The sequence below is a fragment of the Catellatospora sp. KI3 genome (assembly GCF_029948125.1).
In the GTDB taxonomy this organism is placed as follows: domain Bacteria; phylum Actinomycetota; class Actinomycetes; order Mycobacteriales; family Micromonosporaceae; genus Catellatospora.
This window is the reverse complement of the sequence record NZ_JASAMB010000008.1, coordinates 146,927-172,420: the sequence shown is the minus strand read 5'-3', so window position 1 is coordinate 172,420 and position 25,494 is coordinate 146,927. Positions and strand designations below refer to the sequence as shown.

Below are 25,494 nucleotides of genomic sequence, written 5' to 3'. Positions count from 1 at the left end.
CGGTCGCGGGTCGCCCCGTGACCGGCCGGAACCGGCGTCAACCGTGCGCGCGGGTGTGCGCGGCGAGGAAGGACAGCTGGTCGGCGTACAGGTCGATGGTTCGGGAGATCGACGCGCTGCCGTGTCCGACGTCGCCCTCGCGCCGCAGCAGCACCGGCGCGCCGGTGCTCGCGTGCTGGAGCGCGGCGGCGAACTTGCGCGCGTGCAGCGGATCGACCCGGGTGTCGCTGTCGAACACCGTGAACAGCACCGCCGGATAGGCGGTGCCCTCGCGCACGTTGTGGTACGGCGAGTACGCCAGCAGCCAGTCCAGCTGCTCGGGCACGGTGGCGCTGCCGTACTCCCCGGCCCAGGTGGATCCCAGCCCGAACAGCTCGTAGCGGACCATGTCCAGCAGCGGCGCCGAGCAGACGACCGCCGCGTACCGGTCGGGCCGCTGGGTCAGCGCCGCCCCGACCAGCAGGCCGCCGTTGGAGCCGCCGAAGATCGCCAGCTGCTCCGGGGTGGTGATCCCGTTGTCGACCAGCCAGTCGGCGGCGGCGTGGAAGTCGTCGAAGACGTTCTGCTTGTGCGCGAGCATGCCCGCCCGGTGCCACGCCTCGCCCTCCTCGCCGCCGCCGCGCAGGTTGGCCACCGCCCAGACGCCGCCCGCCTCGATCCAGGCGATGGCGTTGGGCGAGTACCACGGGGCGAGCGAGATGTTGAAGCCGCCGTAGCCGTACAGGACGGTCGGGCGGGGTCCGGCCGCGCGGCCGGGCGCCGACACCACGAACATGTGCACGTCGGTGCCGTCGGCCGAGGTGTAGGTGACCTGCGTGGTGGTCAGCTGGGGCGCGCACGGCGCCCCGGGCGGACCGGCCCACCGGGACACCGACGAGTCCCGGGCGTCGAACCGGTAGACCGTGCCGGGGCTGGCGTAGTCGCTGTAGCTGAACCAGGCCTGGTCGGCCGGGTCCGGGCGGGCGCTCAGCGGGCCGATGCTGCCCAGGCCCGGCAGGGCGACCTTGGACAGTTCGACCCCGGTCTCCAGGTCGTGCACGGTCAGCTCGTCGATGGCGTGCCGGGTGGTGTTGACGAGCAGGACCGGCTGGTCCAGCGAGTCGCCGTCGAGGATCTCGTACCCGTTGAGCACCGCGTCCGGATCCTGGCCGACCAGGTCGGTCCAGTGCGCGTAGTCCAGGTGCGCCGGGTCGGTGGTGCACAGCCGCCAGCGCGGGGCGTCGCGGTTGGTACGCAGGTAGACCCGGTCGCCGTGGAAGTACGGGAAGGTCAGCGCGTCGACGCCGACCTGCAGCGGCCGCAGGTCCGGCGCGTCGGCGGGGCAGGCGGCCAGGTCGGCGATCCACACGTCGTTGCGCGGGTCGGTGCCCTGGTTCTCCTGCACCCACAGCCAGCGGCCGTCGGGGGAGACGCTGGGGTAGAAGTAGCGTCCGCGCGGCGATCCGTCGCCGAGGATCAGCGCGTCGGTGTCCGGGTCGGTGCCCAGGCGGTGCAGGTACACCCGGCGGTGCAGTTTCGGGTCGTCGCCGGGCACCGAGCCCGGCGCCAGGAAGCGCGAGTAGTAGAACGCCGAGCCGCCGGGCAGCCAGGCGATGTGGGTGTGCCGCATCCGGCCGATCGGCCCGTCGACGACCTCGCCGGTGGCGACGTCGAGCACGCGCAGCTGCGGCTCCTCGGTGCCGCCGACGCTCAGCGCGTACGCCAGCAGGGTGCCCTCCCAGGACGGGTAGAACCAGTCCAGGGTGGTGGCGCCGGACGGGTCCAGCGCGCCGGGGTCGATGAGCACGCGTTCGGTGCCGTCGGGCTCGATCACGTGCAGCACGGCGTGGTCCTGCGCGGCGGTGCGGCGCAGGAAGAAGCCTCGTTCGCCGTACCAGCGAGGGGCCGTCACGGCGCCGACGGCCAGCAGCTGCGCCAGCCGCTCGCGCAGCGTGTCCCGGTCGGGCCAGCCGGACCGCGCGGCGGCGAGCAGCTCGTCCTGCCCGGCCGACCAGGCCTGGGTGCGGGGGTCCGCCGGATCCTCCAGCCACCGGTACGGATCGGCGACCGACCGACCGTGCAGCTGTTCGACCAGGTCAAGCCGCGGCGCGGGGGGCGGATTGACGGAGGGTGTCGTGGGGGTGGACATAACGTCAAGTCTGCCCGACAGATGCCACGGTCTCGCGTGCCCATTTCGCGTGTGCGAACGGTGGCTCAGCGCGTGCGCGAACGGTGGCTCAGCGCGTGCGCGAACGGTGGTCCGGTCCCGGGGCGAATGGGCGATCAGCGCGCGGGGCCCGCGTGCGGCCCTTAGATTCAGACCTATGCGTGGACTCATCGTCGAGGCAGGACAGGCGGACTCGGCCCAGCTCGTCGACGACCTGCCCGAGCCTGACCCGGCTGAGGGCCAGGTCCTGGTAAGGGCACTGGCCGTGGGCATCTGCGGCACCGACCGCGAGATCATCGCCGGGGAGTACGGCGAGGCGCCCGGCCCCGACGGCCGCCTCGTCCTCGGGCACGAGTCGCTGGGCCGGGTGCTGTCCGACGACTCCGGCCGCTGGCAGCCCGGCGACCTGGTCGCGGGCATCGTCCGGCGCCCCGACCCGCAGCCGTGCCGCAACTGCGCGGCCGGCGAGTGGGACATGTGCCGCAACGGCCGCTACGTCGAGTGCGGGATCAAGCAGCGGCACGGTTTCGCCCGCGAACGCTGGCGTACCGAACCGGACTTCGCCGTCGGCCTGGACGAGTCCCTGGCCGAGGTGGGCGTGCTGCTCGAACCGGCCAGCGTGGTGGCCAAGGCATGGGAGCACATCGAGCGCATCGGCGCCCGCGCGGCCTGGGCGCCGGAGTCGGTCCTGGTCACCGGCGCCGGTCCGATCGGGCTGCTCGCCGCGCTGCTCGGCAGCCAGCGCGGGCTGGACGTGCACGTGCTCGACCGGGCCGAGAGCGGACCGAAGCCCGATCTGGTACGGCGGCTCGGCGGCACGTACCACACCGGCTCGGTGTGCGCCCTGCCGTTCGAGCCGGACATCGCGCTGGAGTGCACCGGCGCGCCCGTGGTCATCGCCAACGTGATCAGCCAGGTGGGGCCGAACGGCGTCGTCTGCCTGGCCGGGGTGTCCAGCGGCGGCCGCCCGCTGAGCCTGGACGTGGCGGAGCTGAACAAGGAGGTGGTGCTGGAGAACAACGTCACCTTCGGTTCGGTCAACGCCAACCTGCGCCACTGGGAGGCCGCCGCGGCCGCCCTGGCCGCGGCCGACCACGACTGGCTCTCGTCGCTGATCACCCGCCGCGTCCCCCTCACCGACTGGCGCGACGCCCTCACCCACCGCCCCGACGACATCAAAGTCACCCTCACCTTCTGAACGAAGGAAGGGCCCCTTCTTAACCGCCGTCTCGCGGGGCGCTCGCCATCGCGGGCGAGTTGATCAGGAAGCCGTGCATGCGACACGCCGTCGAACCGTGCCATAGGTTCATGATCAACGGGGTGGGGCGGTGGTGGTGGACAGGATGGTGCGGGTTACCAGGGTGGGGTTGTCGGACATGGGGACGTGGCCGCAGCGGGGGAGGGTGAGGTGGGTGGCTGTGGGGAGGCGGTGGCGGGCGGTGGTGGCCTGCCGGGGGAGCAGGATGCGGTCGCGGTCGCCCCAGGCGATGGTGACCGGGCAGGTGGGCTCGCCCCGGTACTGGTAGCCGGGGGCGGAGCGGGCCACGGCGCGGAAGCCCGCGCCGTCGCGCATCGCCAGGGCGTCGGCGGTGGCCCGTTCGGCGGTCAGCCGGCCGGGGCGGTGCATCAGCATGCCGAAGGCCAGGCTGCGGCCGGGCCGGGCGCTGAGGTGCGCGCGTACCAGCGTCGGCGGCAGCATCGTCCCGGCGCGCAGGGTGTGCAGCACGGTCAGGGCGTACCGGCGCTGCCAGGGCTGCCAGAAGCCGGCCGGGGCGAACGCGGTGGCCGACGCCGCCAGCCCGGCGGCGGCCAGCTCCAGCGCGATCGAGCCGCCGAGGCTGTTGCCCGCCACGTGCGGCCGGTTCAGGCCCTCCCGGCGCAGCCACTTCGCGATCAGCGCCACCAGCGGGGCCATGCCGTCGGGCATGCCGCCGTCGGGGACGGGCGAGCGACCGAAGCCGGGCAGGTCGATCGCGATCACCTCATGTACGGCGGCCAGCGGGTCCAGCACCGGCTCCCAGGCGCGCCAGTGGTGGCCGATGCCGTGGACCAGCACCAGCGGGCTGCCGCTGCCCCGGCGCTCGTACGCGATCCTCACCGTCGGCCCTCCTCCGCGCTGTGCGCCCCGAACGCCCGCCCCAGCGCGGCGACCTCGGCCTCCATCCGGGGCACAAGCTCGCCCGAGTGCCGGGTGACGGCGGCCCCGCCCAGCCGACTGTTGAGCACCGTACGCAGCGCCTGCACCGCCGCGATCGAGCGCGGCACGTACACCCGCCGCCGTCGCCGCTCCAGTCCGCGCACGAACGCCCGCGCGCACCGCTCCACCGAGGTGATCGACCCGACCGGCCACGGCATCCGCCCCAGCGCGGCCCGGAACGACGGCAGGTCGTCGCGGGCGTCGCGGACCAGGTCGGTGTCGATCCACCCCGGATGCGCGGTGCCGACGGTGACCCCGTGGTGGGCCAGCTCCAGCCGCAGCGCGTTGCCGAAGTGCTCCACCCCCGCCTTGGCGGCGCAGTACGCGGCCAGCCCCGGCAGCGCCGCGAACGCCGCCGTCGACGACACCAGCAGGTAGTGCCCGCGCGCGGCGATCACCGGCGCCGCCGTCGCGGCGACCGTGCGCATCACCCCGATCAGGTTCACCTGCACGGTACGGGCCAGCGCCTCGATGTCGCCGGTGGCGACCGTGCCGAAGCTGGCCACCCCGGCGTTGGCGACCACGGCGTCGATGCGCCCGAACCGCGCCAGCGTGCCGGCGACCGCCCCGGCCAGCGCGGCCGAGTCGGTCACGTCCGCCTCGTACCAGGCCGCCTCGTACCCGCCGCCGGTCAGCTCGGCGGCGAGCTCGCGCAGCAGCGCGGGCTCCAGCCCGACCAGGGCCAGCCGGGCCCCGCGGGCGGCGGCCAGCCTGGCCGTGTGCGCCCCGATGCCCCGGGCGGCCCCGGTGATGAGCACGGTCCGGCCCGCCAGCGGCCCGCTCATCGGCCACCGCCCGCGGTCGCGCCGACCGCCCGGTACGCCCCGGCGTCGAACCGGCGGGTGCGCAGCCAGTACGACCAGGTGTAGCCCGGCCACAGGGTGGAGTTGCGACCGCTGCCGTCCAGGTACCAGCTGCGGCAGCCGCCGGTGGTCCACACGGTCCCGCGCATGCGCCGGTCCAGCGCCGCGTTGTACTCCCGCTGCGCCCGCTCGGTCGGCTCGATCGGCACGCCGGTGCGGTCGAGGTGGCGCAGCGCGCCGAGCAGGTAGTCCAGCTGCGCCTCGATCATGAAGACGACCGAGTTGTGGCCCAGGCCGGTGTTCGGGCCCAGCAGCAGGAACAGGTTCGGGAAGCCGCTGACGGTGAGGCCGCGGTAGGCGTACATGCTGCCGCCCCAGTGCTCGGCCAGGGTGCGGCCGTCGGCGCCCCGGACCGTACGGGCCAGCGGCAGGTTGGTGACGTGGAAGCCGGTACCGAAGATGATCGTGTCGACCGGGTGCTCGCGCCCGTCGGCGGTGACCACGCCGCTCGGGGTGACCCGCGTGACCGCCTCGGTCACCACCTCGACGTTGTCGCGGGTCAGCGCCGGGTAGTAGTCGTCGGAGAGCAGCACCCGCTTGCAGCCCATGGTGTAGCGCGGGGTGAGCTTGGCGCGCAGCACCGGGTCCGCGACGGCGCGGCGCAGGTGGCGGCGGGCCATCGCCTGCCCGAACCGCATCAGCGCGGGCCGCAGGAAGGCGGTGCCCTGCGCCTCGCGGGCCCAGTAGACCGCGGCGCGGGCCAGCCGCTGCGCGCCGGGCACGTGCCGGAACAGGGCGCGTTCGAGCGCGGTGATGGGCCGGTCGCGGCGCGGCAGCACCCAGGCCGGGGTGCGCTGCAGCAGCGTCAGGTGGGCCACCTCGGGCGCGATCCGCGGCACGAACTGGATCGCCGAGGCGCCGGTGCCGACCACGGCGACCCGCCGCCCGGTCAGGTCCAGGTCGTGGCGCCAGCGCGCGGAGTGGAACAGCTCGCCCTGGAAGCCGGCCAGGCCGGGCAGGTCGGGGACGCTGGGCTCGGTGAGCGGCCCGCCGGCGGCCACCAGCACATCCGCCGTGTACGCCCCGTGCGAGGTCGCCAGCCGCCACACCCGCCGCTCGGCGTCCCACGCCGCCGAGTGCACCTCGTGCGCCAGCCGCAGGTGCGGGCGCACCCCGTGCTCGTCGGCGACCCGCCGCAGGTACGCCCAGATCTCCGGCTGCGGCGAGAAGCTGCGCGACCAGTCGGGGTTGGGCGCGAACGACAGCGAGTACAGGTGCGACGGCACGTCGCAGGCGCAGCCGGGGTACGTGTTGTCGCGCCAGGTGCCGCCGACGTCGGCGCCCCGGTCGAACACCAGGAAGTCGCGGTACCCCGCGCGGCGCAGCCGGATCGCCGCCCCGAGCCCGCCGAACCCGGCCCCCACCAGCGCGATCGCGGTATGGGTGGCGCTGCCGTCCACGGCTCACCCCCTCTCTCGAAGTCTGGCTCAGCCGTTGGTACCAGCCAGTACCACCGTCGCCGCCGAAATTACCACCAGGTAACAGAGCGCGGAAGGGGATGGGCGGCAGCATCGCCCCGGTACAGTCGGCAACCGTTCCAGCACCTCCGGAGGAGCCGTGGCCGCACCCACGAGAACGGCCGAGACCATCCGTCGCGACCTCACCGGCGCGCTCGCGACCTGTGTATCCGAGAAGGGGTACTCCGCCACCACCATCGCCGACGTCGTCGCGCTGGCCAGGGTGTCCAAACGCACCTTCTACGAGCACTTCACCGACAAGGAAGAGTGCCTGATGGCGCTCTACGAGCACGTCTGCGACCGGCTGATGCTGATCATCCGGGCGGCGGCCAGCGGCGACCAGCCGTGGCCCCAGCGCATCAGCGACGGCGCGGCGGCCTACCTCGGCGCGCTGGAGACGATGCCGTCGTTCACCCGGACCATGCTGATCGAGGTGCAGGCCGCCGGGCAGCGCGCGTTCATGCTGCGGCAGCGCACGCTGCAGGGGTTCGCGCAGACGCTGGTCGACATGGTCGAGATCGGCCGGCAGTACGATCCGCGGCTGGAGCCGCTGGCCCCGGCGCAGGCGCTGGCGATCGTGGGCGGCATCAACGAGCTGCTGCTGCACGCGATCGACCCGTACGCCCCCGTGGCGGAGCTGGACGACGGCCGCGACGGCCGGTTCGCGGCCCTGCACGCCGACGTGGTCCGCCTCATCGCGGCAGTCCTCAGCTTCCGCCCTGAAACCTCCACCGCCGCCCCCGGCTTCCGCCTCTGAAACTTCCACCGCCGCGCCTCGGATCGCCCCGCTCGCGGCCCAGCCGCCCGCCTTTTATCGACGCTGGCCTATCCAGGAGACGAATCTTGGAAATCCGTCTTCTAGATAGGCCAGCGTCAATTTCGGGCGGGGACGGACACCCGCTCGATCTGGGCCGGCCGGCTCCACCGTCGACGACGCCGAGGCCGGGCGCGCGCCTGCCGGCGGCCGGTGTGTCGTCCGTGGACGAGCCGCACGTGGCGCATCGCGACGGGGTGACCGAGCTGTGGATGTCCTTCTGCGCGACCCTGACGGGCGTCCTCTCGCCCTGATGCGGCAGCGTTCCGGCGCGCGAGGCGGTGCCGCCGGGGGCTACCGCAGGGCGGCATTCGTCGCTTTTGGGTGCCCGGAAACGGGGTCCATGGGAGCGCGACCACTGCTGGTCAAGGCTTTTTGCTCGAGTGCCGTGGAAATCGACGGACAGTGTTGTGTCGGCCATGTTTCCTGTGCGAGTATGAAGCCCGTTCGTGGGGAGCCGAACACGCGAACTCATCGCCGAGGGCAGCCCGATGTCTCATCGGGACGGCGGTGGCACGGACCGTGATGCGGTCGCGTGCGTCACCTAGCAACGCCCGGCCGGGCCGGGCACATCTGATCCATCCCGTGCTCTCGTGTGCGGCCATCCTCCCGGCCGTCCGTGGGAGCGCTACCGCGATCTCGTCCGGGATCGCGGGACCTGCCCAAGGAGATGGCAATGAAGTTCCCGATCAGGCTTGCCGGAAGGCGCAAGGTAGCCGCGCTGACCGGTGCGGGCGCCCTCGTGGTCGCCAGCCTCGTCACCCTCCCCGCGACCCTGGCGCACGCCGCGCCCGGTTGCGACATCACGTACACCACGAACGACTGGACCGAGGGCACCAACCAGGGTGGCTTCACCGGCACGGTCGTCGTCAAGAACACCGGTGACGCGATCACCAACTGGACGCTGAAGTTCGCCTTCCCGGGCGGTCAGACGTTCACCCAGGGCTGGTCGGCGACCTGGTCGGCCTCCGGCGCCAACGTCACCGCGGTGGCGCTGGACTGGAACAAGAACCTGGCGACCGGCGCCTCGACCAGCCTCGGCTTCAACGGCAAGTGGACCGGCAGCAACCCGAAGCCGACCTCGTTCACCCTGAACGGCGTCACCTGCACGGGCGGCACCACCACCAGCCCGTCGCCGAGCACCCCGCCGAGCCCGAGCGCCAGCGCGAGCCCCAGCGCCAGCCCGAGCCCGAGCGGCGGCACCAAGCAGATCATCTTCTCGCCGACCTCGACGGTCGTCGCCGAGGGTGCGAGCAGCGCGGTCACGGTCAAGCTGAGCTCGGCCCCCACCTCGAACGTGACGGTGGCGCTGGCCCGTACCGGTGACAGCGACATCTCCGCGCCTGCGTCGGTCACGCTGACCCCGTCCAACGCCGTCGCCGGCGTGTCCGTGGCAGTCGCCGCGGCCGAGGACGCCGACCAGACCAACGGCACCGCGACGATCACCGCGTCGTCCTCCGGTTACACCAGCGCCACGCTGGCCGTGACCGAGTCCGACAACGACTCGATCGGCAAGGTCGACAACCCGTACTCCGGCTCGACCGGTTACGTGAACCCGGAGTGGAAGGCCAAGGCCACCGCGGAGCCCGGCGGCAGCCGCGTCGCCAACACCTCCACCGCCGTGTGGCTGGACCGGATCGCCGCGATCGCCGGCAGCTCGACCAGCATGGGCCTGCGGGCGCACCTGGACGCCGCTGTGGCGCAGGACGCCGCCAACGGCGCCACCCCGCTGACGGTCATGTTCGTGATCTACGACCTGCCCGGCCGTGACTGCTCGGCGCTGGCCTCCAACGGTGAGCTGGGCGTCGACGAGCTGCCCCGCTACAAGACGGAGTACATCGACCCGATCGCCGCGATCCAGGCCGACTCGAAGTACTCGGCGCTGCGGATCGTCAACATCATCGAGATCGACTCGATCCCGAACCTGGTGACGAACCTGAACGTGGCGAAGTGCTCGACCATGAACCAGAACGGCGGCTACGTCAAGGGCATCGGCTACGCGCTGTCCAAGCTCGGCCCGATCGCCAACACCTACAACTACATCGACTCCGCCCACCACGGCTGGATCGGCTGGGACACCAACTTCGGCCCCACCGCCACCAAGCTGAAGGAGGCGGCGACCGCCGAGGGCAGCAACGTCAACTACGTCCACGGCTTCATCACCAACACCGCCAACTACTCGGCCCTGACCGAGCCGTACTTCACCATCAACACCTCGGTGAACGGCACCTCGGTCCGCCAGGCCAAGTGGGTCGACTGGAACTTCTACGTCGACGAGCTCACCTTCGCGCAGGCGTTCCGCGGTCAGCTGGTCTCGGCCGGCTTCAACTCGAACATCGGCATGCTGATCGACACCTCGCGCAACGGCTGGGGCAACTGCGTGCAGACCCCGTGCCAGTCGATCCAGACGACCCGGCCCACGGCCCCGTCGACCTCGACCAACGTGGACACGTTCGTCAACCAGTCCCGCATCGACCGCCGCATCCACGCCGGTAACTGGTGCAACCAGGCCGGCGCCGGCATGGGCGAGCGTCCGAAGGCCGCCCCGGCCACCGGTATCGACGCGTACGTGTGGGTGAAGCCCCCGGGCGAGTCCGACGGTTCCAGCAGCCTGATCCCGAACAACGAGGGCAAGGGCTTCGACCGGATGTGCGACCCGACCTACACCGGTAACGAGCGCAACGGCAACAGCATGACCGGCTCGCTGCCCAACGCCCCGATCTCGGGGCAGTGGTTCTCGGCTCAGTTCCAGCAGCTGATGGCGAACGCCTACCCGCCGCTGTCCTGATTCACTGACTTGGCGGTGGGAAGCCACTGACAGGTGAACGAAGGCCCCCTCTTCCGCTCGCGCGGGGGAGGGGGCCTTTCGTCGTACCCGATGGATCAGTGGCGCCGGCTGCGGCTCGGCCGCGGGCTGGGCGAATTCTCGGTGTCCGAAGGGCTCGGCTCCGCCGACGGCGTCGGCTTGGGCGTGGGCTTGGCGGTCGGCTTGGCCGAGGGCTTCGGCGTCGGCTTGGCGGGCTTGGGCTTGTCGTCCTTGCCGCCGCTCGGCTTGTCCTCGTTCTTGTCCTCGTTCTTGCCGTGATCCTTCTTGCCGTCGCTCCGGTCGTCGGAGTGCTCGTCGGGGCTCGGCGAGGGCACCGCGCTCGGCGACGGCGAGGCCGGCACCGGTTCGAGGCCGGGTTCGTCGCCGCGGTCGCGGTGGTCGGCGACGACCAGCGTCCGGGTCGGCGCCACGAACTGCTTGACCTCCAGCGGCCCGGAGCCGGTGGCCAGGGTGGCGGCCACGGCCCGGTAGACCTGCGGCAGCACCGCCGCGCCGACCTTGTCCAGCGGGCTGTCCGGGTTGGCGGCGATCGCCGCGGCGGCCAGCTGCGGCGTGTACGCCACGAACGTCTCGGTCATGTTGTCGGTGGAGCTGCCGGTCTTGCCCGCGACCGGGCGCCCGCCCAGCAGCTGCGAGACCGCCGTGGCCGTGCCGCCGTCGCAGCCGTGGTACGCGCTCTGCTGGCCCACCGGGCAGCGGGCCGCGTCGGTGGCGGCCCGCGCCACGTCGTCGGTGATCACCTGGCGGCAGTCGGGCCGCGCCACGTCCAGCTCCGCCCCGGCGGCGGTGGTCACCGAGCGCACCGGCACCGGCGTGCAGTACTTCCCGTCGGCGGCCAGGGTGGCGTATGCGTTGGCCAGGTCCAGCGGGGTGGTCAGCGAGACGCCCAGGGTGAACGAGCCCCAGCTGGCCGCGCTGCTGCGGGCCCGGTCGGCGTCGCCGGAGTCGCGGAACTGGATGCCCAGCCGCTGCGCCATCTCGACCGCCCGGTCGGCCCCGACCTGCTCCTCCAGCCACACGAAGTACGTGTTCACCGACCGGCCGAAGCCGGTCCACATGTTGCGCCTGCCGTCCATGAAGCTCGGGCTGGCGTTCTTGGGGCACCAGAAGCCGTCGCAGCTGGTGGTCTCACCCGAGTCCGGCCAGCGGGTGACCAGGCGGCTGGGCGAGTCGAAGCTGGTGTCCAGGGTCTTGCCCTGCTCCAGCGCCGCCAGCATGGTGAACATCTTGAACGTCGAGCCGGCCTGGTAGCCGTGCGCGGTGTCGGCCCCGGCGATCAGCTGGTTGACCGTGTTGCCGGGCTTGTCGACCGGGTTGTAGTGCCGGTTGACGGCCATCGCGAGCACCCGGCCGGTGCCGGGCTCGACCACGGCCATCGGCAGGGCGCGCTTGCTGGTGTACCCGTACACCTTGACGGCCTGCCGCTGCGCCTCGGTGGCGATGGCGGGGTCGAGCGTGGTGACGATGCGGTATCCGCCCAGCTTCAGCGCCTGCACCCGGGCCTCGGGCGTGTCGCCGAACGCGGGCTGCGACTTCCACCAGGTGCGGAAGTAGTCGCAGAAGAAGCCCCACTCGTTCTTCGAGGCGACGCAGTCGTTGGGGGAGGAGCCGCGCTTGAGCACCGGCGCGGTGGCCTGCGCCGCGTCGGCCTGCTGCCGGCTGATCGAGCCGGTGCCGACCATCGCGGCCAGCACGTACTCGCGGCGGGCCACGGCGCCGTCCAGGCCCTTGGTCAGCGGGTTGTCCGCCTCGGGGGCCTGCAGCAGGCCCGCCAGCAGGGACGCCTCGCCCAGGGTCAGGTCGGCGGCGTTCTTGGAGAAGTAGGTGTGCGCGGCGGCGTCGACGCCGTACGCGCCCGCGCCGAAGTAGGCGATGTTGAGGTAGCGCTCCAGGATCTCGTTCTTGGAGAGCTTCTGCTCCAGCGACAGCGCGTACCGCGCCTCGCGGATCTTGCGGGACGCGGTCTGCTCGGTGGCGGACTCGCGCTCCTCGGGGGTCAGCCCCGGGTCGTTCTTGAGCACGTTGCGGACGTACTGCATGGTCAGCGTCGAGGCGCCTTGCTCGACGCCGCCGCTGGCGCCGTTGGCGACCACCGCGCGCAGCACACCGCGCACGTCCACGCCGTGGTGGGTGAAGAAGCGGGTGTCCTCGGCGGCCACGACCGCGTCGCGCATCGCCGGGGCCACCTGGTCCAGGGGCACGTCGCGGCGGTTCTGGTCGTAGAACGTGGTGATCACGGTCTTGCCGTCGTTGGCGTACAGGTAGCTGGCCTGGGCGGTGGCGGGCTCGCGCAGCACCTGCGGCAGCGACTCGTACGAGGGCGCGGTCTGCTCGATGGCCCAGTCGGCCAGCGCGACCGCGGGGGTGGCGGCGACGGCCAGCACGGCACCCACCGCGACGGTGACCACGGCGATCTTGGTAAGTCGCTTGGCCAGGGGTTTTCGCGACATGAGAGCACCTTCGGGGGAGGGACGGGGCTGATCAAGACTGCCCCGTCCGCTCCGGTTCGCCTGGCATATGTGGTGCACATCGCATTTTTTGCATTTAGCACCCAACTCGGACTCTTCCCAGCCCAAGCCCATGTCGTCCGTCGGCGACCGCTGTTAGGAAGGGACCCTTCTACTACGGAATGCGATAAGAAGGGACCCTTCCTTACCTCAGAGCGTGACGGCGAGGCGGGGACCGCGGGTGATCGTGTGGATCACGCCGGCGGCGCGCAGGTCGGCCTCGATGGCGTCGTGCGGGGCGCCGTCGGGCAAGGTCAGCACCGACACGGGGGTACGCATCGACAGCTTCGCCTCGGACTTGGCGCGGCGCACCGCCTCGATCGCCTCGATGGCCGCGGCCAGCACCGCCGGGTCGCCCCCGGGGCCGAGTTCGTCGGGGGTGGGCCACGGGGCGCGGTGGATGCTCGCGCCGTGCCACCACGACCAGGCCTCCTCGGTCACGAACGGCAGCACCGGGGCCAGCAGCCGCAGCAGCACCGACAGGGCGGTACGCAGGGCCAGCCGGGCCGAGTCGGCGGCGGCTGCGCCGTGCTCGCCGTAGGCGCGCGCCTTCACCAGCTCCAGGTAGTCGTCGCAGAACGTCCAGAAGAAGCGCTCGGCGGCGGCCAGGGCGCGGCCCTGGTCGTACTGCTCCAGGGCCGTGGTGGCCTCGGCGAGCACCGGGCGCAGCGCGGCCAGCAGGGCTCGGTCCAGCGGCTCGGTGATCGCGGCTCCGGGTGCGGGTTCGCCCAGGCCGAGCACGAACCGGGTGGCGTTGAGGATCTTGGTCGCGAGGCGGCGGCCGATCCGCATCTGCCCGGTGTCGAACGCGGTGTCGGCGCCGGGGCGGGCAGCGGCGGCCCAGTAGCGCACGGCGTCGGAGCCGTACTCGTGCAGCAGCCCCACCGGGGTCACCACGTTCCCCACGGACTTCGACATCTTCTTGCGGTCGGGGTCCAGGATCCACCCCGCGATCGCGGCCGTACGCCACGGCAGCGCGCCGTGCTCGGCGTGGCCGCGCAGCACCGTCGCGAACAGCCAGGTACGGATGATCTCGTGCGCCTGCGGCCGCAGATCCATCGGAAACACCCGCGCGAACAGGTCGTCGTCGGCGCCCCAGCCGCCCGCGATCTGCGGGGTGAGCGAGGACGTCGCCCAGGTGTCCATCACGTCCGGGTCGCCGGTGAAGCCGCCCGGCACGTCGCGCTGGTCGGCGCTGTACCCGGGCGGGGTGTCCGAGCTGGGGTCGATCGGCAGCACGTCCTCGGCGGGGGTGATCGGGCGGCCGTGGTCGGGCTGCCCGTCGGCGTCCAGCGGGTACCACACCGGGATCGGCACCCCGAAGAAGCGCTGGCGGCTGATCAGCCAGTCCCCGGCCAGGCCCTGCACCCAGTGGTCGTAGCGGCTGCGCATGTGCGCGGGCTGCCAGTTCAGCTCCCGCCCCCGGGCCAGCAGCGCCGTACGCAGCTCAGGGTCGCGGCCGCCGTTGCGCACGTACCACTGGCGGGTCGGCACGATCTCCAGCGGCTTCTCGCCGCGCTCGTAGAACTTCACCGGATGCCTGATCGGCTCCGGGGTGCCCAGTAGCTCGCCGGTCTCGCGCAGCAGCACCGCCACCTGCTCGCGGGCCGCGGCGGGGGTCAGCCCGGCCAGCCGCGCGTACGCCGCCCGGCCGCTCTCGTCCAGGTGCGCCGGGGCCTCGGCCAGCAGCCGCCCGTCGAAGCCCAGCACCGGCCGCGTCGGCAGGTCCAGCTCGCGCCACCAGATCACGTCGGCGGCGTCGCCGAACGTGCAGATCATCGCGATGCCGGTGCCCTTGGCCGGGTCGGCCAGGGGATGCGCCAGCACCGGCACCCGGGCGCCGAAGCCGGGCGTGCGCACGCTCGTGCCGAACAGCGGCGCGTAGCGGGCGTCGTCCGGGTGCGCGACCAGCGCCACGCACGCGGGCAGCAGCTCCGGCCGCGTGGTCGCCACGATGATCGGTTCGGCGGCGGCGCCGTCGGGGTGGAAGGCGATCCGGTGGTACGCCCCCGGCCGCTCCCGGTCCTCCGTCTCCGCCTGCGCCACCGCGGTACGGAACGTGGTGTCCCACAGCGTCGGCGCCTGCGCCTGGTACGCCTCCCCGCGCGCCAGCGCCCGCAGGAACGCCCGCTGCGACACCGCCCGCGCCCGCGCGCCGATCGTCGTGTACAGCAGCGACCAGTCCACCGACAGCCCCACCAGCCGGAACAGCTCCTCGAAGGCGCGCTCGTCCAGCTCGGTCTGCCGGGCGCACAGCTCGGTGAAGTTGCGCCGCGACACCGGCACCTGCTCCCGACCGGGCTGCTCCGGCGGCGTGAAGTCCGGGTCGTACGGCAGCGACGGGTCGCAGCGCACCCCGAACCGGTGCTGCACCCGGCGCTCGGTCGGCAGGCCGTTGTCGTCCCACCCCATCGGGTAGAACACCTCGCGCCCGCGCATGCGCTGGAACCGGGCCAGCACGTCGGTCTGGGTGTACGAGAACACGTGCCCCACGTGCAGCGCGCCGCTGGCCGTCGGGGGCGGGGTGTCGATGGCGAACACGCGCTCGCGCGGCGCCGCGCGGTCGAAGCGGTACAGCTGGTCGGCGTCCCAGCGCTGGGACCACTTGGCGGCCAGCCCGTCGATCGAGGGCTTCTCCGGAAGGCTCATGACCTCACCTCGGTGGGTATGGCGCCCGTACGCGAGAGAGAGGTTGGGTGACCACCGCGCGCGTCGGGCGCGGTGATCGAAGGATTACGCGCGGCCCGGTTCGGCTACGCGTACTACCGACAGCGTCGATGCGGGGAGCGCGCGGGTCATGGCTCCTCCTTCGGCATCGGTCGGCGTTGCCCACGATGGTACCGGTGCGCCGCCGCCCGCGCACCCATGATCATGGAGGCCGCGCGTCGCGCTGGTATCCTGACTGTCTTGTGACCTCCGCTGACCTCGACTCCGCCGTGGCCGACGCCGCCGATCCGGCCGGTGTGCTGCCCGACGGCCGCCACCTGACCCGCATCACCACCTTCTACCCGCGCCGCGGGCGGGTGAGCGGGCGGCACGAGGACGCGCTGACCCGGCTGTGGCCGCGCTACGGCGTCGACATCACCGAACCGTGGACCCCCATCGACCAGGCCGCGCTGTACGGGCGGCGGGCTCCGCTCGTACTGGAGATCGGCTCCGGGATGGGCGACGCCACCGCCGCCATGGCCGCCGCCGACCCCGCCCGCGACTACCTGGCCGTCGAGGTCTTCCCGCCCGGCCTGGGCAACCTGCTGGCCGTCGCCGAGGCGCAGGACCTGCCCAACGTGCGGGTCGCCCAGGGCGACGCGCTGCACCTGGTCCGGCACATGCTCGCCGAGGGCAGCCTCGACGCCGTGCACGTCTACTTCCCCGACCCGTGGCCCAAGGCCCGCCACCACAAGCGGCGCCTGATCCAGCCCGACACCGTCGCCCTGCTGCGCTCGCGGCTGGCCGTCGGCGGCGTGCTGCACTGCGCCACCGACTGGGCCGACTACGCCGAGCAGATGGCCGAGGTGCTCGACGCCGACGAGGGCCTGGTCAACCTGTACGACGGCTTCGCACCGCGCCCCGCCCACCGGCCGCTGACCAAGTTCGAGCAGCGCGGCATCGCCGCCGGTCGGCAGATCTTCGACCTGCTCTACCGGCGCGGCTGAACCCCGTCCGGCACGCCCCGCGCGCGGGTGCGCGATCATCGTGCGGCCTGCTAGGCTCCTGGCCATGTACATGTGAGCGTGATCCAACGCGCCATCGGCTCGTCCGGACGGCCCGCCCGCGCGGCGGCCCGCCGATGACCCCCGACAGCGCCCGCGCACCCGACGCGCGCCGACCGGCGCCGCTTCGAGCCTCGCGGCCGACCCCGTACGGGGCAGCCGTGACCGCAGGGCTCGTCCTGACCCGACATTGCACGTCCGCTGCCCACCATGGCAGCCGTCGGCGTACCCGCATCCACAGGAGACACCATGCGTGAAGATCACAGCTCGCCGTCCGACGCGCCCGAGCCCGCCGAGACCGAGGAGCCCCAGCCCATGAACCGGGCCGAGCGCCGGGCCAAGGGCAAGGGCCAGGGCCAGCAGCAGGCCCAGGGCAAGCAGGCCTTCATCCCGAAGAAGACCCAGGGCGGCGGCCCCCGACTCTGGGCCAACCGCCGCGCGGGCTGACCCCCGTTCGCGCCCGTCCCGTAACGCCCCGCCCGCTTCGCGCCGGCGGGGCGTTCGTGCAGTTTCGGGGAAAGTGCGGGAATCTCGGGCGCTGTTCGTGCAGTTTCCCCGAAACTGCACGAGGGATGGGGAGGGGCGCGGGGTCGGGTCGGCGGGGATGTCGGGGGTGGTGCCTACAATCCGCCGACATGACGACACCGACCACTGTGGACGGGCCGGCAGGGGCGGCGCCCCGATGACCGCCCAGGCCACCTATGCGCAGCGCCTGGCGCGCATCGAGGCGCACATCGCCGCCCACGACCTGGCCGAGGCCGCGTCCGAACTGGTCAGTCTGCGCCGCGGCGGCGGCATGGCCGACAGCGCGGGCGCGTCCAGCCTGCCCGGCATGGCCGCGACCCTCCCACCGCCGACACTGATCGCCCTGGTGCGAGCCCTGCTGGCACACCGGGGAACCGACGGCGGCTGGCACACCGACGCCGTCCTCGGCGCGCTGTGCCCGCTGCTGCCGCCGGAGCTCCCGCCGGACCTGGTGCGCGATCTGCTGCTGTTCGCCGCCGACAGCGCCTACGACATGCCGGTGATGACCCTGGCCGGGCTCGTGGCCCAGCAACTGCGGCACGGCCCCCTCCCGCAGGCGCTGCTCGCGACCATGCACCGCCGCCAACGCGAAAGCCTCTGGCTGCGCCAACTGACCGCCCGCGCCGCCAACTCCCCCCACGACCCCACCTGAACCCCCACCAGCCGCCTCTCGCAGTCCGCAACCCCGCACCGGCAGTAGTCGGCAACCTGCACCGGCAGTAGTCGGCAACCTGCACCGGTATGAATCCGCAACCTGCACCGGTCGAACCTCAACGAACCCAGACCGGATCGCAACCGCCCCCGCCCCGCTCCCACCGCACCGCCGCCGGGCACCAGCCCGGCGGCCACCGCCTCGCTTTCCTCCGCCAGGAGCGGCTACGCCTTGCACTGTCGGCGCGAGATCGGCTTCCTGCGGGGTGAGCAGCTGCGCCCTTCTCGTCGGCGTGAGGTCGGGCTCCTGCATGGCGCGCAGCTCGGCTTCCTGCGGCGGCGAGCGGTCGGATTCCTGCGGGGTGAGCAGCCGTCAAGATCGCCGTAGTAGGTCACAACCTTCGGTGCGACGCCGCGTTGTGTCCGCAACCGTCGATCAAGCGGCGGATCAGGCTCCATGATCGGCCGTTGAGGGCGCCTCCTGGCGATCCGGGGTCAGCTCGAGCCATTCCAGGCCCGCTCAGGTCAGGTCAGCTCGGGCCGACTAGGGGCCAGGTCGCTAGCTCCCGCGCCCTGTCCGTCGGCAGTGCGGATCCTTGGTAAAGATCGGCGTTCCGCGCCGGATACTCGTGATCAGACGGGGATGATCGGTATATGGTGTCAGTCCGCGCGCTTCAGAGCGCACTTTTCACCGCACACGACGATCATCAGTGTGCTCCAGGTCATGATCGGCGTTCTCGGTCGATTCGTGGGGCAACACGCCGGGTGCGGAACGGGGACATCGCCCGAAAACAGCGATCTTCAGCCATCCCCGGCGGGCTGCGCCGTCCTCGTCCATCAGGAGCCGATACCGATGGGTTCGTGCGTCGGCCGGGTGCTCGCGGGTGACGTCGGTGGGTGGCCGGTCAGCGTTCGGTGCAGACGGCCGGGGCCATCACCATCCGGTCGGCAGCGTACGCGAGGGTGATGGTCAGGCAGTAGTCGCGGTTCGGCTCCAATCCGGGCACAGTGAACGTCTCCGTGCCCGCCGGCAGCGACTGCAGCGGTCGCATCGGCTGCCCCGCGAACGCGACCGACACGATCAGCGGAGCGGCCACGTTCGCGGGGTAGGTCCACGACAGCTGAACCTGTCGCCCTTCGTCATGCAGCGTCAGCCCGTACACGGCGGGCAGCGCGGAGGGGCCGACCGGGCCGGGTGACGACGTCGCGGCCGGTTTCTCGGAGCCGTTGACCAGGACCAGGGTGGCGACGACGGCGGCGATGGCCACCAGCGCCGCCGCCACGGCCAGCGCGGCGGCGAGGCGCCCCCGTCGGCGGGGGCCGCCGGTTCCGGCGCGGCCCGGATCATCGCGGCTGACGTCATCGCGACCCGGGCGCCGGTCGGGAAGCATCGGCTGACCGGGGAACACCCGCCGCTCGGGAAGCACCGGCTGACCGGCGGACACCCGCTGACCGGGGAACGCCGGCTGGTCGGGGAACGGGTGCCGGGCGGAGGACTCGGGCCGGTCGGTGACCGGTGGTGCGGCCGGATACCGGTCGGGTGTGACAGGCGCGGCCTGCGTGCCGAAGGCGGTGAGCACCGGCGCCGCCGCGGCGGTCGGCCCAGGGCGCGGTGACGGCCGGGAGCCCCGGCCCGAGGCCGAACGGCCGGTTCCTGGGGCGGGTTCGGGCTCGAATATCTCGTCGTCGGGCCAGTAGTCGGCGGAGACCCGGCCCACGTGCGGCGCGGCAGCCATCGGTGGCTGCGGTGGCGTTTCGGCGGCGGTCCAGTCGTGTGTGCCGCGCTCGTCCGAGTGCGGCCGCGGTGGCGCTTCGGCGGCCGTCCAACCGTGTGTTCCCCGCTCGTCGGGGTAGGGCTGGTGCGGGGTTTCGGTCCAGCCCTCCGTGTCGGTGTAGTGAGGTCGGTCGGCTGGCGCGGAGGCGTGGTACCAGGGCTCGGGTTCGCCGGTCCGGGACAGCGGCCAGGAGCCGGGCTCGGTGGCATGCCTGGAGTCGGGTCCGGTGGGCCAGGCGTCGGGCTCAGCGGGGCTGGGCGCGGCGTCCGGGTCGCCGGTGGCGGGCCAGGCGTCGGGTTCCGGGGACCGGGGTGGCGGCCAGGCGCTCGGCGGCTCGGGTGCGGCGGCGTACGCGGAGCCGGACGGCGGCGGTGGATCCTCGTCGTCGGGTCCGGCGGTGGGGTCGACGCCACAGTGGTGGTACGGATCGGCCGGGGCCCGGGTCGCCGCATGGAGCAGCCGGTGCAGGTCGTCCGCGGCGGCCAGCCCGGCGGTGTGCTCACGCGCCTGCGTCAGCAGCCGGTGCGCCTGGTCGAAGTCGCCGCAGTCGCGCCACATTCCGGCCAGCCGGACCAGCATCCGCACGGCGATCGGATGCCCGGCGCCGTGCCGGTGCTCGTACGCGGCGACGACGTCGCTGAGCTGGTCGCGGGCCTGCTCGCAGTGGCCCCGGGCGTGGTCGACCACGGCCGCGTCGGCGCGGGCGGCCAGGGTCCGGTCGCCGCGGTGCCCTTCGACCCGGGTCAGGTCCTCGACGAGCTGCGTGTAGAGCAGCCCGGCGCGGCGGAGCGCCCCGGTGCGGTGCTGGGCGAGGGCGAGCAGCCCCAGCGCGTGCAGGGTGCGCCGGTCGAACTCGCCGTGCTGGAGCCGCGCGGCGGTGTGCGCGTACGCGGCCCAGGTGCGGGCCGTGTGCGGCTCGTTGAGCTGCAGCATCACTCCGGCGTACAGCGCGGCGGAGTCCGCTTCGGATTCGTCGGCCGCGTGCGGATCGACGTGTGCGCGTGCCAGCTCGTCGCGCAGCAGCTGCTGTGCGGCGGGAAAGTCCAGCCGGGACACGAGCTGCCGGGCTTGAGCCAGCCTTCCCCCCTCAGGCATGCAGCCATCGTGCCCGCTGCGGCACTGTCTGTGAAGTAGGCTGCGTGATCGTGCGTTTCCTGGTGTACGGGGCCGGGGCCGTGGGCGGTGCCGCCGGTGCCCTGCTGCACGCGTCCGGCCACGAGACGGTGCTGCTGGCCCGGGGGGCCCATCTGGCGGCGATACAGCGGGATGGGTTGACCCTGGCCACGCCGGAGGGTCGCCGGACGATTCAGGTCGCTGCCTTCAGCGACCCCGCTGAGGTGCCGCATCCGGTGGACGCGGTGCTGCTGGCGATGAAAGGCAACGACACCGAGGCGGCGCTGCGCGCGCTGGCGGCGACGGTCGATCTGGCGACGCCGATCGCCTGCCTGCAGAACGGCGTCGCCAACGAGCGGGCCGCGCTGCGCCTGTTCCCCAACGTGTACGGGATCTGCGTCGCGTTCCCCGCCACCCACCTGGAACCGGGCGTCGTGGCGGCGCACGGCTCGCCGACCCCGGGCATCCTCGACCTGGGCCGCTACCCGTACGGCGCGGACGGCACGGCGCGGGAGATCGCGGGGGCGCTGCGTGACGCCGGGTTCGTGTCCGAGGTACGTCCGGACGTGATGCGGTGGAAGTACCGCAAGCTGCTGGTGAACCTGGCCAACGCGCTGGACGCGGTGTGCGTGCGGGACGAGCGGACGGCCGAGCTGGGGGAGCTGCTGCGGGCGGAGGCGGTCGCGGTGCTCGACGCGGCGGGGATCGACCACGCCTCGGCGGAGGAGGACCGGGTGCGCCGCGGCGACATCATCCGGCGGCACGACGTCCCGGGCACGCCCCGGGGCGGCAGTTCGTCGTGGCAGAGCCTGGCCCGGGGGACCGGCAGCATCGAGGCGGACTACCTCAACGGCGAGATCGTGCTGCTGGGGCGGTTGCACGGGGTGGCCGCGCCGTACAACGAGCACGCCCGGCGGATGGCGAACCTGTTCGCTCGGCAGGGGCGGCCGCCGGCATCGCTGCCGACGGCCGAGTGGGAGGCCCTGCTGCGGTCATGAGGTGGCGGGCCGCAGCGCGGCCGGGCGGGGTGCGGCCGGGCGGGTCGCCAGCCAGGAGCCGCCGAGGATGAGGGCGAACCCGGCCAGGGTGCTGGCGTGCATCGGCTCGCCGAGCAGCAGTACGCCGAGCAGCACGGCGACGGCGGGGCTGGTGTAGGAGACCAGCCCGGCGGTGCCGGACCCGGCCAGCGCGATCAGCCGGTAGTAGAGCAGGAACGCCGCGGCGGTGCTGAGCAGGCCGAGGACCAGCACCGCGCCGACGGCGGCGCCGCCGGGCAGCCGGGCCGGGGTGGTGACCAGGGCGAGCGGGGCCAGCAGGGCGGCGGCGATGCCGGTGGTGCCGGTGACCACGCCCAGCGACGGCACGTCGGCCAGCCGCTTCTTGACCAGGGTGGTGGCCAGCGCGTACGAGATCCCGGCCAGCAGCACCAGCCCGGCGCCCAGCAGCTGCGCGCCGCTGCCGCCGCCGAGGTCGAAGCCGACCGCCGCGGCCACCCCGAGCAGGCCCGCGAGCAGCCCGAGCAGCTTGCGCCGGTCGGTGCGCTCGGCCGGGTCGACGCGCAGCGCCAGCGCCGCGATGGCCAGCGGCTGCACGGCCAGCAGCAGCGCGGTGAGCCCGGAGCTGACGTGCAGCTCGCCGTACGTGATGAGCAGCTGCGGCGCGACCACGTGCACGACGGCGAGCAGGCTGACCGCGCCCCAGCGGCCGCGCAGCGGGGCCAGCGCCTTCGCCCGTACGGCGACGGGCAGCAGCACCGCGACGGCGATCGCGACGCGGCCGAAGGCGATCGCGCCCGGGGGCAGGTCGACGAGGGCGTACTTGATGAACAGGTACGGGATGCCCCACAGCACGGACATCGCGGCCAGCAGCAGCCAGGCTTGACGTTTCATGCGCTCAGCCTGCAAGCTCGCAGACATAAGCAGTAGTCGTCAACTGCTTCATGACCTTTAAGGAATACTGATGATCGACGTCCAGCGGCTGCGCATCCTGCGGGAGGTCGCCGCGCACGGCAGCTTCAGCCGGGCGGCGACCGCGCTGCTGCTCACCCCGTCGGCGGTCTCGCAGCACATCGCGGCGCTGGAGCGCTCGGTCGGCGCGCCGGTGGTGGCGCGCGGGGCGCGCGGCACCGAGCTGACCCCGGCGGGCCGGGTGCTGGTGGAGTCGGCCGAGGTGGTGCTGGCCGAGCTGACCCACGCCCGGGTGCGCCTGGACCGGCTCGCCGAGGCCAATCCCGACCAGCTCACGGTGGCCACGTTCATCAGCGGCGGGCAGCGCCTGCTGCCGCCCGCGCTCACCCGGCTGGCGCAGGCCCACCCCGGCGTGGAGACCACGGTGCTGGAGCACGAGCCAGAGCAGAGCCTGGCGCTGGTACGGCAGGGGAAGGCCGATCTGGCCCTGGCGTACCACTTCGACGGGCCGCCGCCGGTGCGCCCCGGCGACCGCTCCGGTCTGCGCTGGACCCCGCTGCTCGACGACCCGCTGTACGTCGTGCTGCCCCCGGGCCACCCGTTCGCCGACCGGGACCGCCTCGCCCTGGCCGACCTGGCCGAGCAGCGGTGGGTGCAGGGCTGCCAGAGCATCGCCGAGATGTTCGCCGGGTACGCCGCGATCGCCGGTTTCGCGCCCCGGATCTCCTGCCGCGCCACCGACTACGGCTTCGCCCTGTCCCTGGTCGCCGCCGGGGTCGGCATCGGCGTGGTGCCGTTCGTCGCGCTGGCCGCGGCCCCGCCGGAGGTGACCGCGCTGCCGCTGTCCGGTCCCGCCCCGACCCGCTACCTGGGCGCGGTGACCGCCACCCACCGCACCCGCCCCATCGCCGTCGACCTCCTCGACGCCCTCCAGCACGCCGCGGCGACCGTCCACCCGGCGACCGTCCACCACCTCGCGCCGCCCCGCCTCCAGCTCGCCCCGCGCCGCCAGCAATAGACGTCAGCCTATTGCATCGAATCCACGTAGATCGAAGTCGACGAGATGGGCCAACGTATATGCGAGACGAGCGGGGCAGGGGAGCGGCGCGATGGCGCGACAGGTGATCTCGGGGCTGACCGTGGCGGTGACCGGTGCGGCCCGGGGGATCGGGGCGGCCGTCGCCGCCGAGCTGGCCGTCGCCGGCGCCCGGGTGGTGCTCGGCGACCTCGACGCCACGGCCGTGGCCGCGACCGCCGCCGCCCTGCCCGGTGACGTGCTCGCCGTGCCGCTGGACGTGACCGACCCGGCCTCGGTCACCGCCTTCCTGGACCGGGCCGAGGAGGCCTTCGGCCCGGTGGACGTGCTGGTCAACAACGCGGGCGTGATGTGGGTCGGCCCGTTCGCGGCCGAGCCGCACGCGGCCGCCCGGCGCCAGTTCGACGTGAACGTGCACGGGGTGCGGCACGGCTTCCTCGCCGCCGCGCCGCGCATGCGGGCCCGGGGCCGCGGCCACATCCTGACCGTCGCCTCGGCCGCGAGCCGGATCAGCCCGCCCGGCGAGGCCACCTACGCCGCGACCAAGCACGCCGTGTACGGCTACGCCCTGGCCGCCCGGCAGGAGCTGGCCGGCACCGGGGTCCAGGTCACGGTGGTGCTGCCGTCGGTGGTGGAGACGGAGCTCGCGGTGGGCACCAGCCATGGCTCGGTACGCCGGCTGACCCCGGCCGAGGTGGCCCGTGCCGTCGCCGGGGCGATCCGGCGGCCCCGGTTCGAGGTGTTCGTGCCGGGGCGGCTGGGCCCGCTGACGCGGCTGCTGGCGCTGCTGCCGCAGGGCGGGCGCGACCTGGCGTACCGGCTGCTGGTGCCGGACCAGGTGGTGCTGCGCGACGACGCGGCCCGGGTCCGCTATCAGGACGATGCGGGACTGTCCGATCGGGATGCCCGATAGGGACGAACGTCTTGTGACCTAGGTCACCGAGATATTACCCTTCGGTAACCGTGTGCCCGCGCGGTAGCGGTACCCCGACCCGCTCCTGGTGCGTTGAGCACCGGAGACCGTACGCCCCCGTCTTCTCCGTCCCCCTGGAAGGCAGGCCCCCATGCGCCTCACGCGCCCGTCCCTCGTGCTCGCGGCCGCCGCCGCCGCAGTAATGCTGCTGGCCAGCCCGGCCGCCGCCGCCGTCACCCCGCCCAACTCCATGGCCAGCATGGGTGACTCGATCACCCGCGGCTTCAACGCCTGCGGCTGGTACGCCGACTGCACCGCCCGGTCGTTCAGCACCGGCAGCTACGCCTCGGTCAGCAGCCACTACTCGCGCATCCTGGCCAAGAACCCGACCATCAGCGGCAAGAACTACAACGACGCCAAGAGCGGCGCCAAGGCCGCCGACATGCCCGGCCAGGCGGCCACGGCGGTCAGCCAGAACGCGCAGTACGTGACGATCCTGATCGGCGCCAACGACGCCTGCACCGGCTCGGAGGCGTCGATGACGTCGGTCGCCTCGTACCGTGCCTCGATCGACTCGGCGCTGAACACGCTCAAGTCGGGGCTGCCCAACGCCAAGGTGGCGCTGATCTCCATTCCGGACGTCAAGCGGCTGTGGCAGGTCGGCAAGGACAGCTCCTCGGCCCGCTCGACCTGGTCGCTGTTCGGCATCTGCCAGTCGCTGCTGGCCAACCCGACCTCCACCGCCCAGGCCGACGTCGACCGCCGCGACCGGGTCCGCCAGCGCGTCGTCGACTTCAACGCCCAGCTCGCCCAGGCCTGCGCCGCGTACGGCCCGAACTGCGACTTCGACGACAACGCGGTGTTCAACTACCCGTTCGTGCTGTCGCAGGTCTCGACCTGGGACTACTTCCACCCCAACACCGCCGGCCAGACGGTCCTGGCCCAGGCCTCCTACGCCGCGGGCTTCGGCTTCTGACCGCGGATGGCACAAACAAAATCGACAACACTCTTTACTGTTAACTCTCTTAAACCCTAGGGTGTACCCAAGCTCAT

General features: G+C 73.0%; 18 protein-coding genes. 10 read left to right on the top strand and 8 right to left on the bottom strand.

Going from position 1 to position 25,494, the window contains the following annotated elements; all coding sequences use genetic code 11:
• Positions 1 to 37 precede the first annotated feature (37 nt).
• On the bottom strand, positions 38 to 2,128 hold the full coding sequence (locus QEZ54_RS15605; protein WP_281305310.1) for a prolyl oligopeptidase family serine peptidase: 2,091 nt from the start codon (positions 2,126 to 2,128) through the stop codon (positions 38 to 40).
• A gap of 175 nt (positions 2,129 to 2,303) precedes the next feature.
• Between QEZ54_RS15605 and QEZ54_RS15600 the strand changes: the two genes are divergently transcribed.
• Complete coding sequence (locus QEZ54_RS15600) at positions 2,304 to 3,344, top strand: glucose 1-dehydrogenase (RefSeq protein ID WP_281305309.1); 1,041 nt, start codon at positions 2,304 to 2,306, stop codon at positions 3,342 to 3,344.
• Between the two features lie 114 nt (positions 3,345 to 3,458).
• Here QEZ54_RS15600 and QEZ54_RS15595 read toward each other — a convergent pair whose 3' ends face one another.
• From QEZ54_RS15595 to QEZ54_RS15585, 3 genes are read right to left on the bottom strand one after another with little or no spacing between them, the layout of a single operon-like run.
• Positions 3,459 to 4,244 (bottom strand): alpha/beta hydrolase, encoded by a 786-nt coding sequence (locus tag QEZ54_RS15595; RefSeq protein WP_281305308.1) that lies wholly within the window; start codon positions 4,242 to 4,244, stop codon positions 3,459 to 3,461.
• Positions 4,241 to 5,128, bottom strand: coding sequence for an SDR family oxidoreductase (locus QEZ54_RS15590; protein WP_281305307.1), 888 nt, complete (start codon positions 5,126 to 5,128; stop codon positions 4,241 to 4,243). The genes QEZ54_RS15595 and QEZ54_RS15590 overlap by 4 nt, the downstream gene beginning before the upstream one ends.
• Positions 5,125 to 6,606: an NAD(P)/FAD-dependent oxidoreductase gene (locus tag QEZ54_RS15585; protein ID WP_281305306.1), complete on the bottom strand. Its 1,482-nt coding sequence runs from the start codon at positions 6,604 to 6,606 to the stop codon at positions 5,125 to 5,127. The genes QEZ54_RS15590 and QEZ54_RS15585 overlap by 4 nt, the downstream gene beginning before the upstream one ends.
• A 157-nt stretch (positions 6,607 to 6,763) precedes the next feature.
• Between QEZ54_RS15585 and QEZ54_RS15580 the strand changes: the two genes are divergently transcribed.
• Positions 6,764 to 7,420 (top strand): TetR/AcrR family transcriptional regulator, encoded by a 657-nt coding sequence (locus tag QEZ54_RS15580; protein WP_281305305.1) that lies wholly within the window; start codon positions 6,764 to 6,766, stop codon positions 7,418 to 7,420.
• A gap of 733 nt (positions 7,421 to 8,153) precedes the next feature.
• Entirely contained in the window at positions 8,154 to 10,265 is a 2,112-nt protein-coding gene (locus tag QEZ54_RS15575) for a glycoside hydrolase family 6 protein (RefSeq protein ID WP_281305304.1), read from the top strand.
• A 95-nt stretch (positions 10,266 to 10,360) separates the two neighbouring features.
• Here the strand turns inward: QEZ54_RS15575 and QEZ54_RS15570 are convergent, their stop codons facing one another.
• Positions 10,361 to 12,754 (bottom strand): transglycosylase domain-containing protein, encoded by a 2,394-nt coding sequence (locus tag QEZ54_RS15570; protein ID WP_281305303.1) that lies wholly within the window; start codon positions 12,752 to 12,754, stop codon positions 10,361 to 10,363.
• Between the two features lie 207 nt (positions 12,755 to 12,961).
• Positions 12,962 to 15,460 carry a valine--tRNA ligase gene (valS, locus tag QEZ54_RS15565; protein ID WP_281305302.1) on the bottom strand — a complete coding sequence of 833 codons (2,499 nt, stop codon included), beginning with the start codon at positions 15,458 to 15,460 and terminating at the stop codon, positions 12,962 to 12,964.
• Between the two features lie 314 nt (positions 15,461 to 15,774).
• Between valS and trmB the strand changes: the two genes are divergently transcribed.
• The 3 genes from trmB to QEZ54_RS15550 all read left to right on the top strand — a co-directional run bounded on the left by trmB (position 15,775) and on the right by QEZ54_RS15550 (position 17,698).
• Positions 15,775 to 16,464, top strand: a complete 690-nt coding sequence (gene trmB, locus QEZ54_RS15560) for a tRNA (guanosine(46)-N7)-methyltransferase TrmB (RefSeq protein WP_281305426.1) — start codon at positions 15,775 to 15,777, stop codon at positions 16,462 to 16,464.
• Between the two features lie 306 nt (positions 16,465 to 16,770).
• Complete coding sequence (locus tag QEZ54_RS15555) at positions 16,771 to 16,968, top strand: hypothetical protein (RefSeq protein WP_281305301.1); 198 nt, start codon at positions 16,771 to 16,773, stop codon at positions 16,966 to 16,968.
• A 235-nt stretch (positions 16,969 to 17,203) separates the two neighbouring features.
• Positions 17,204 to 17,698: a hypothetical protein gene (locus QEZ54_RS15550; RefSeq protein WP_281305300.1), complete on the top strand. Its 495-nt coding sequence runs from the start codon at positions 17,204 to 17,206 to the stop codon at positions 17,696 to 17,698.
• Positions 17,699 to 18,602: 904 nt separating this feature from the next.
• On the opposite strand, the gene QEZ54_RS15545 is transcribed toward QEZ54_RS15550, so the two are convergent.
• Positions 18,603 to 20,567, bottom strand: a complete 1,965-nt coding sequence (locus QEZ54_RS15545; RefSeq protein WP_281305299.1) for a hypothetical protein — start codon at positions 20,565 to 20,567, stop codon at positions 18,603 to 18,605.
• Positions 20,568 to 20,617: 50 nt separating this feature from the next.
• On the opposite strand from QEZ54_RS15545, the gene QEZ54_RS15540 reads away from it, so the two are divergent.
• Positions 20,618 to 21,583 (top strand): 2-dehydropantoate 2-reductase, encoded by a 966-nt coding sequence (locus tag QEZ54_RS15540; RefSeq protein WP_281305298.1) that lies wholly within the window; start codon positions 20,618 to 20,620, stop codon positions 21,581 to 21,583.
• Here the strand turns inward: QEZ54_RS15540 and QEZ54_RS15535 are convergent.
• Positions 21,578 to 22,474: a DMT family transporter gene (locus QEZ54_RS15535; RefSeq protein WP_281305297.1), complete on the bottom strand. Its 897-nt coding sequence runs from the start codon at positions 22,472 to 22,474 to the stop codon at positions 21,578 to 21,580. The genes QEZ54_RS15540 and QEZ54_RS15535 overlap by 6 nt on opposite strands.
• A 70-nt stretch (positions 22,475 to 22,544) precedes the next feature.
• Between QEZ54_RS15535 and QEZ54_RS15530 the strand changes: the two genes are divergently transcribed.
• The 3 genes from QEZ54_RS15530 (at position 22,545) to QEZ54_RS15520 (ending at position 25,417) form a co-directional block, all read left to right on the top strand.
• Positions 22,545 to 23,510: a LysR family transcriptional regulator gene (locus QEZ54_RS15530; RefSeq protein ID WP_281305296.1), complete on the top strand. Its 966-nt coding sequence runs from the start codon at positions 22,545 to 22,547 to the stop codon at positions 23,508 to 23,510.
• Positions 23,511 to 23,601: 91 nt separating this feature from the next.
• Complete coding sequence (locus tag QEZ54_RS15525; RefSeq protein WP_281305295.1) at positions 23,602 to 24,441, top strand: SDR family NAD(P)-dependent oxidoreductase; 840 nt, start codon at positions 23,602 to 23,604, stop codon at positions 24,439 to 24,441.
• A gap of 151 nt (positions 24,442 to 24,592) precedes the next feature.
• Positions 24,593 to 25,417: an SGNH/GDSL hydrolase family protein gene (locus QEZ54_RS15520; RefSeq protein WP_281305294.1), complete on the top strand. Its 825-nt coding sequence runs from the start codon at positions 24,593 to 24,595 to the stop codon at positions 25,415 to 25,417.
• The last annotated feature ends 77 nt before the right edge of the window (positions 25,418 to 25,494 follow it).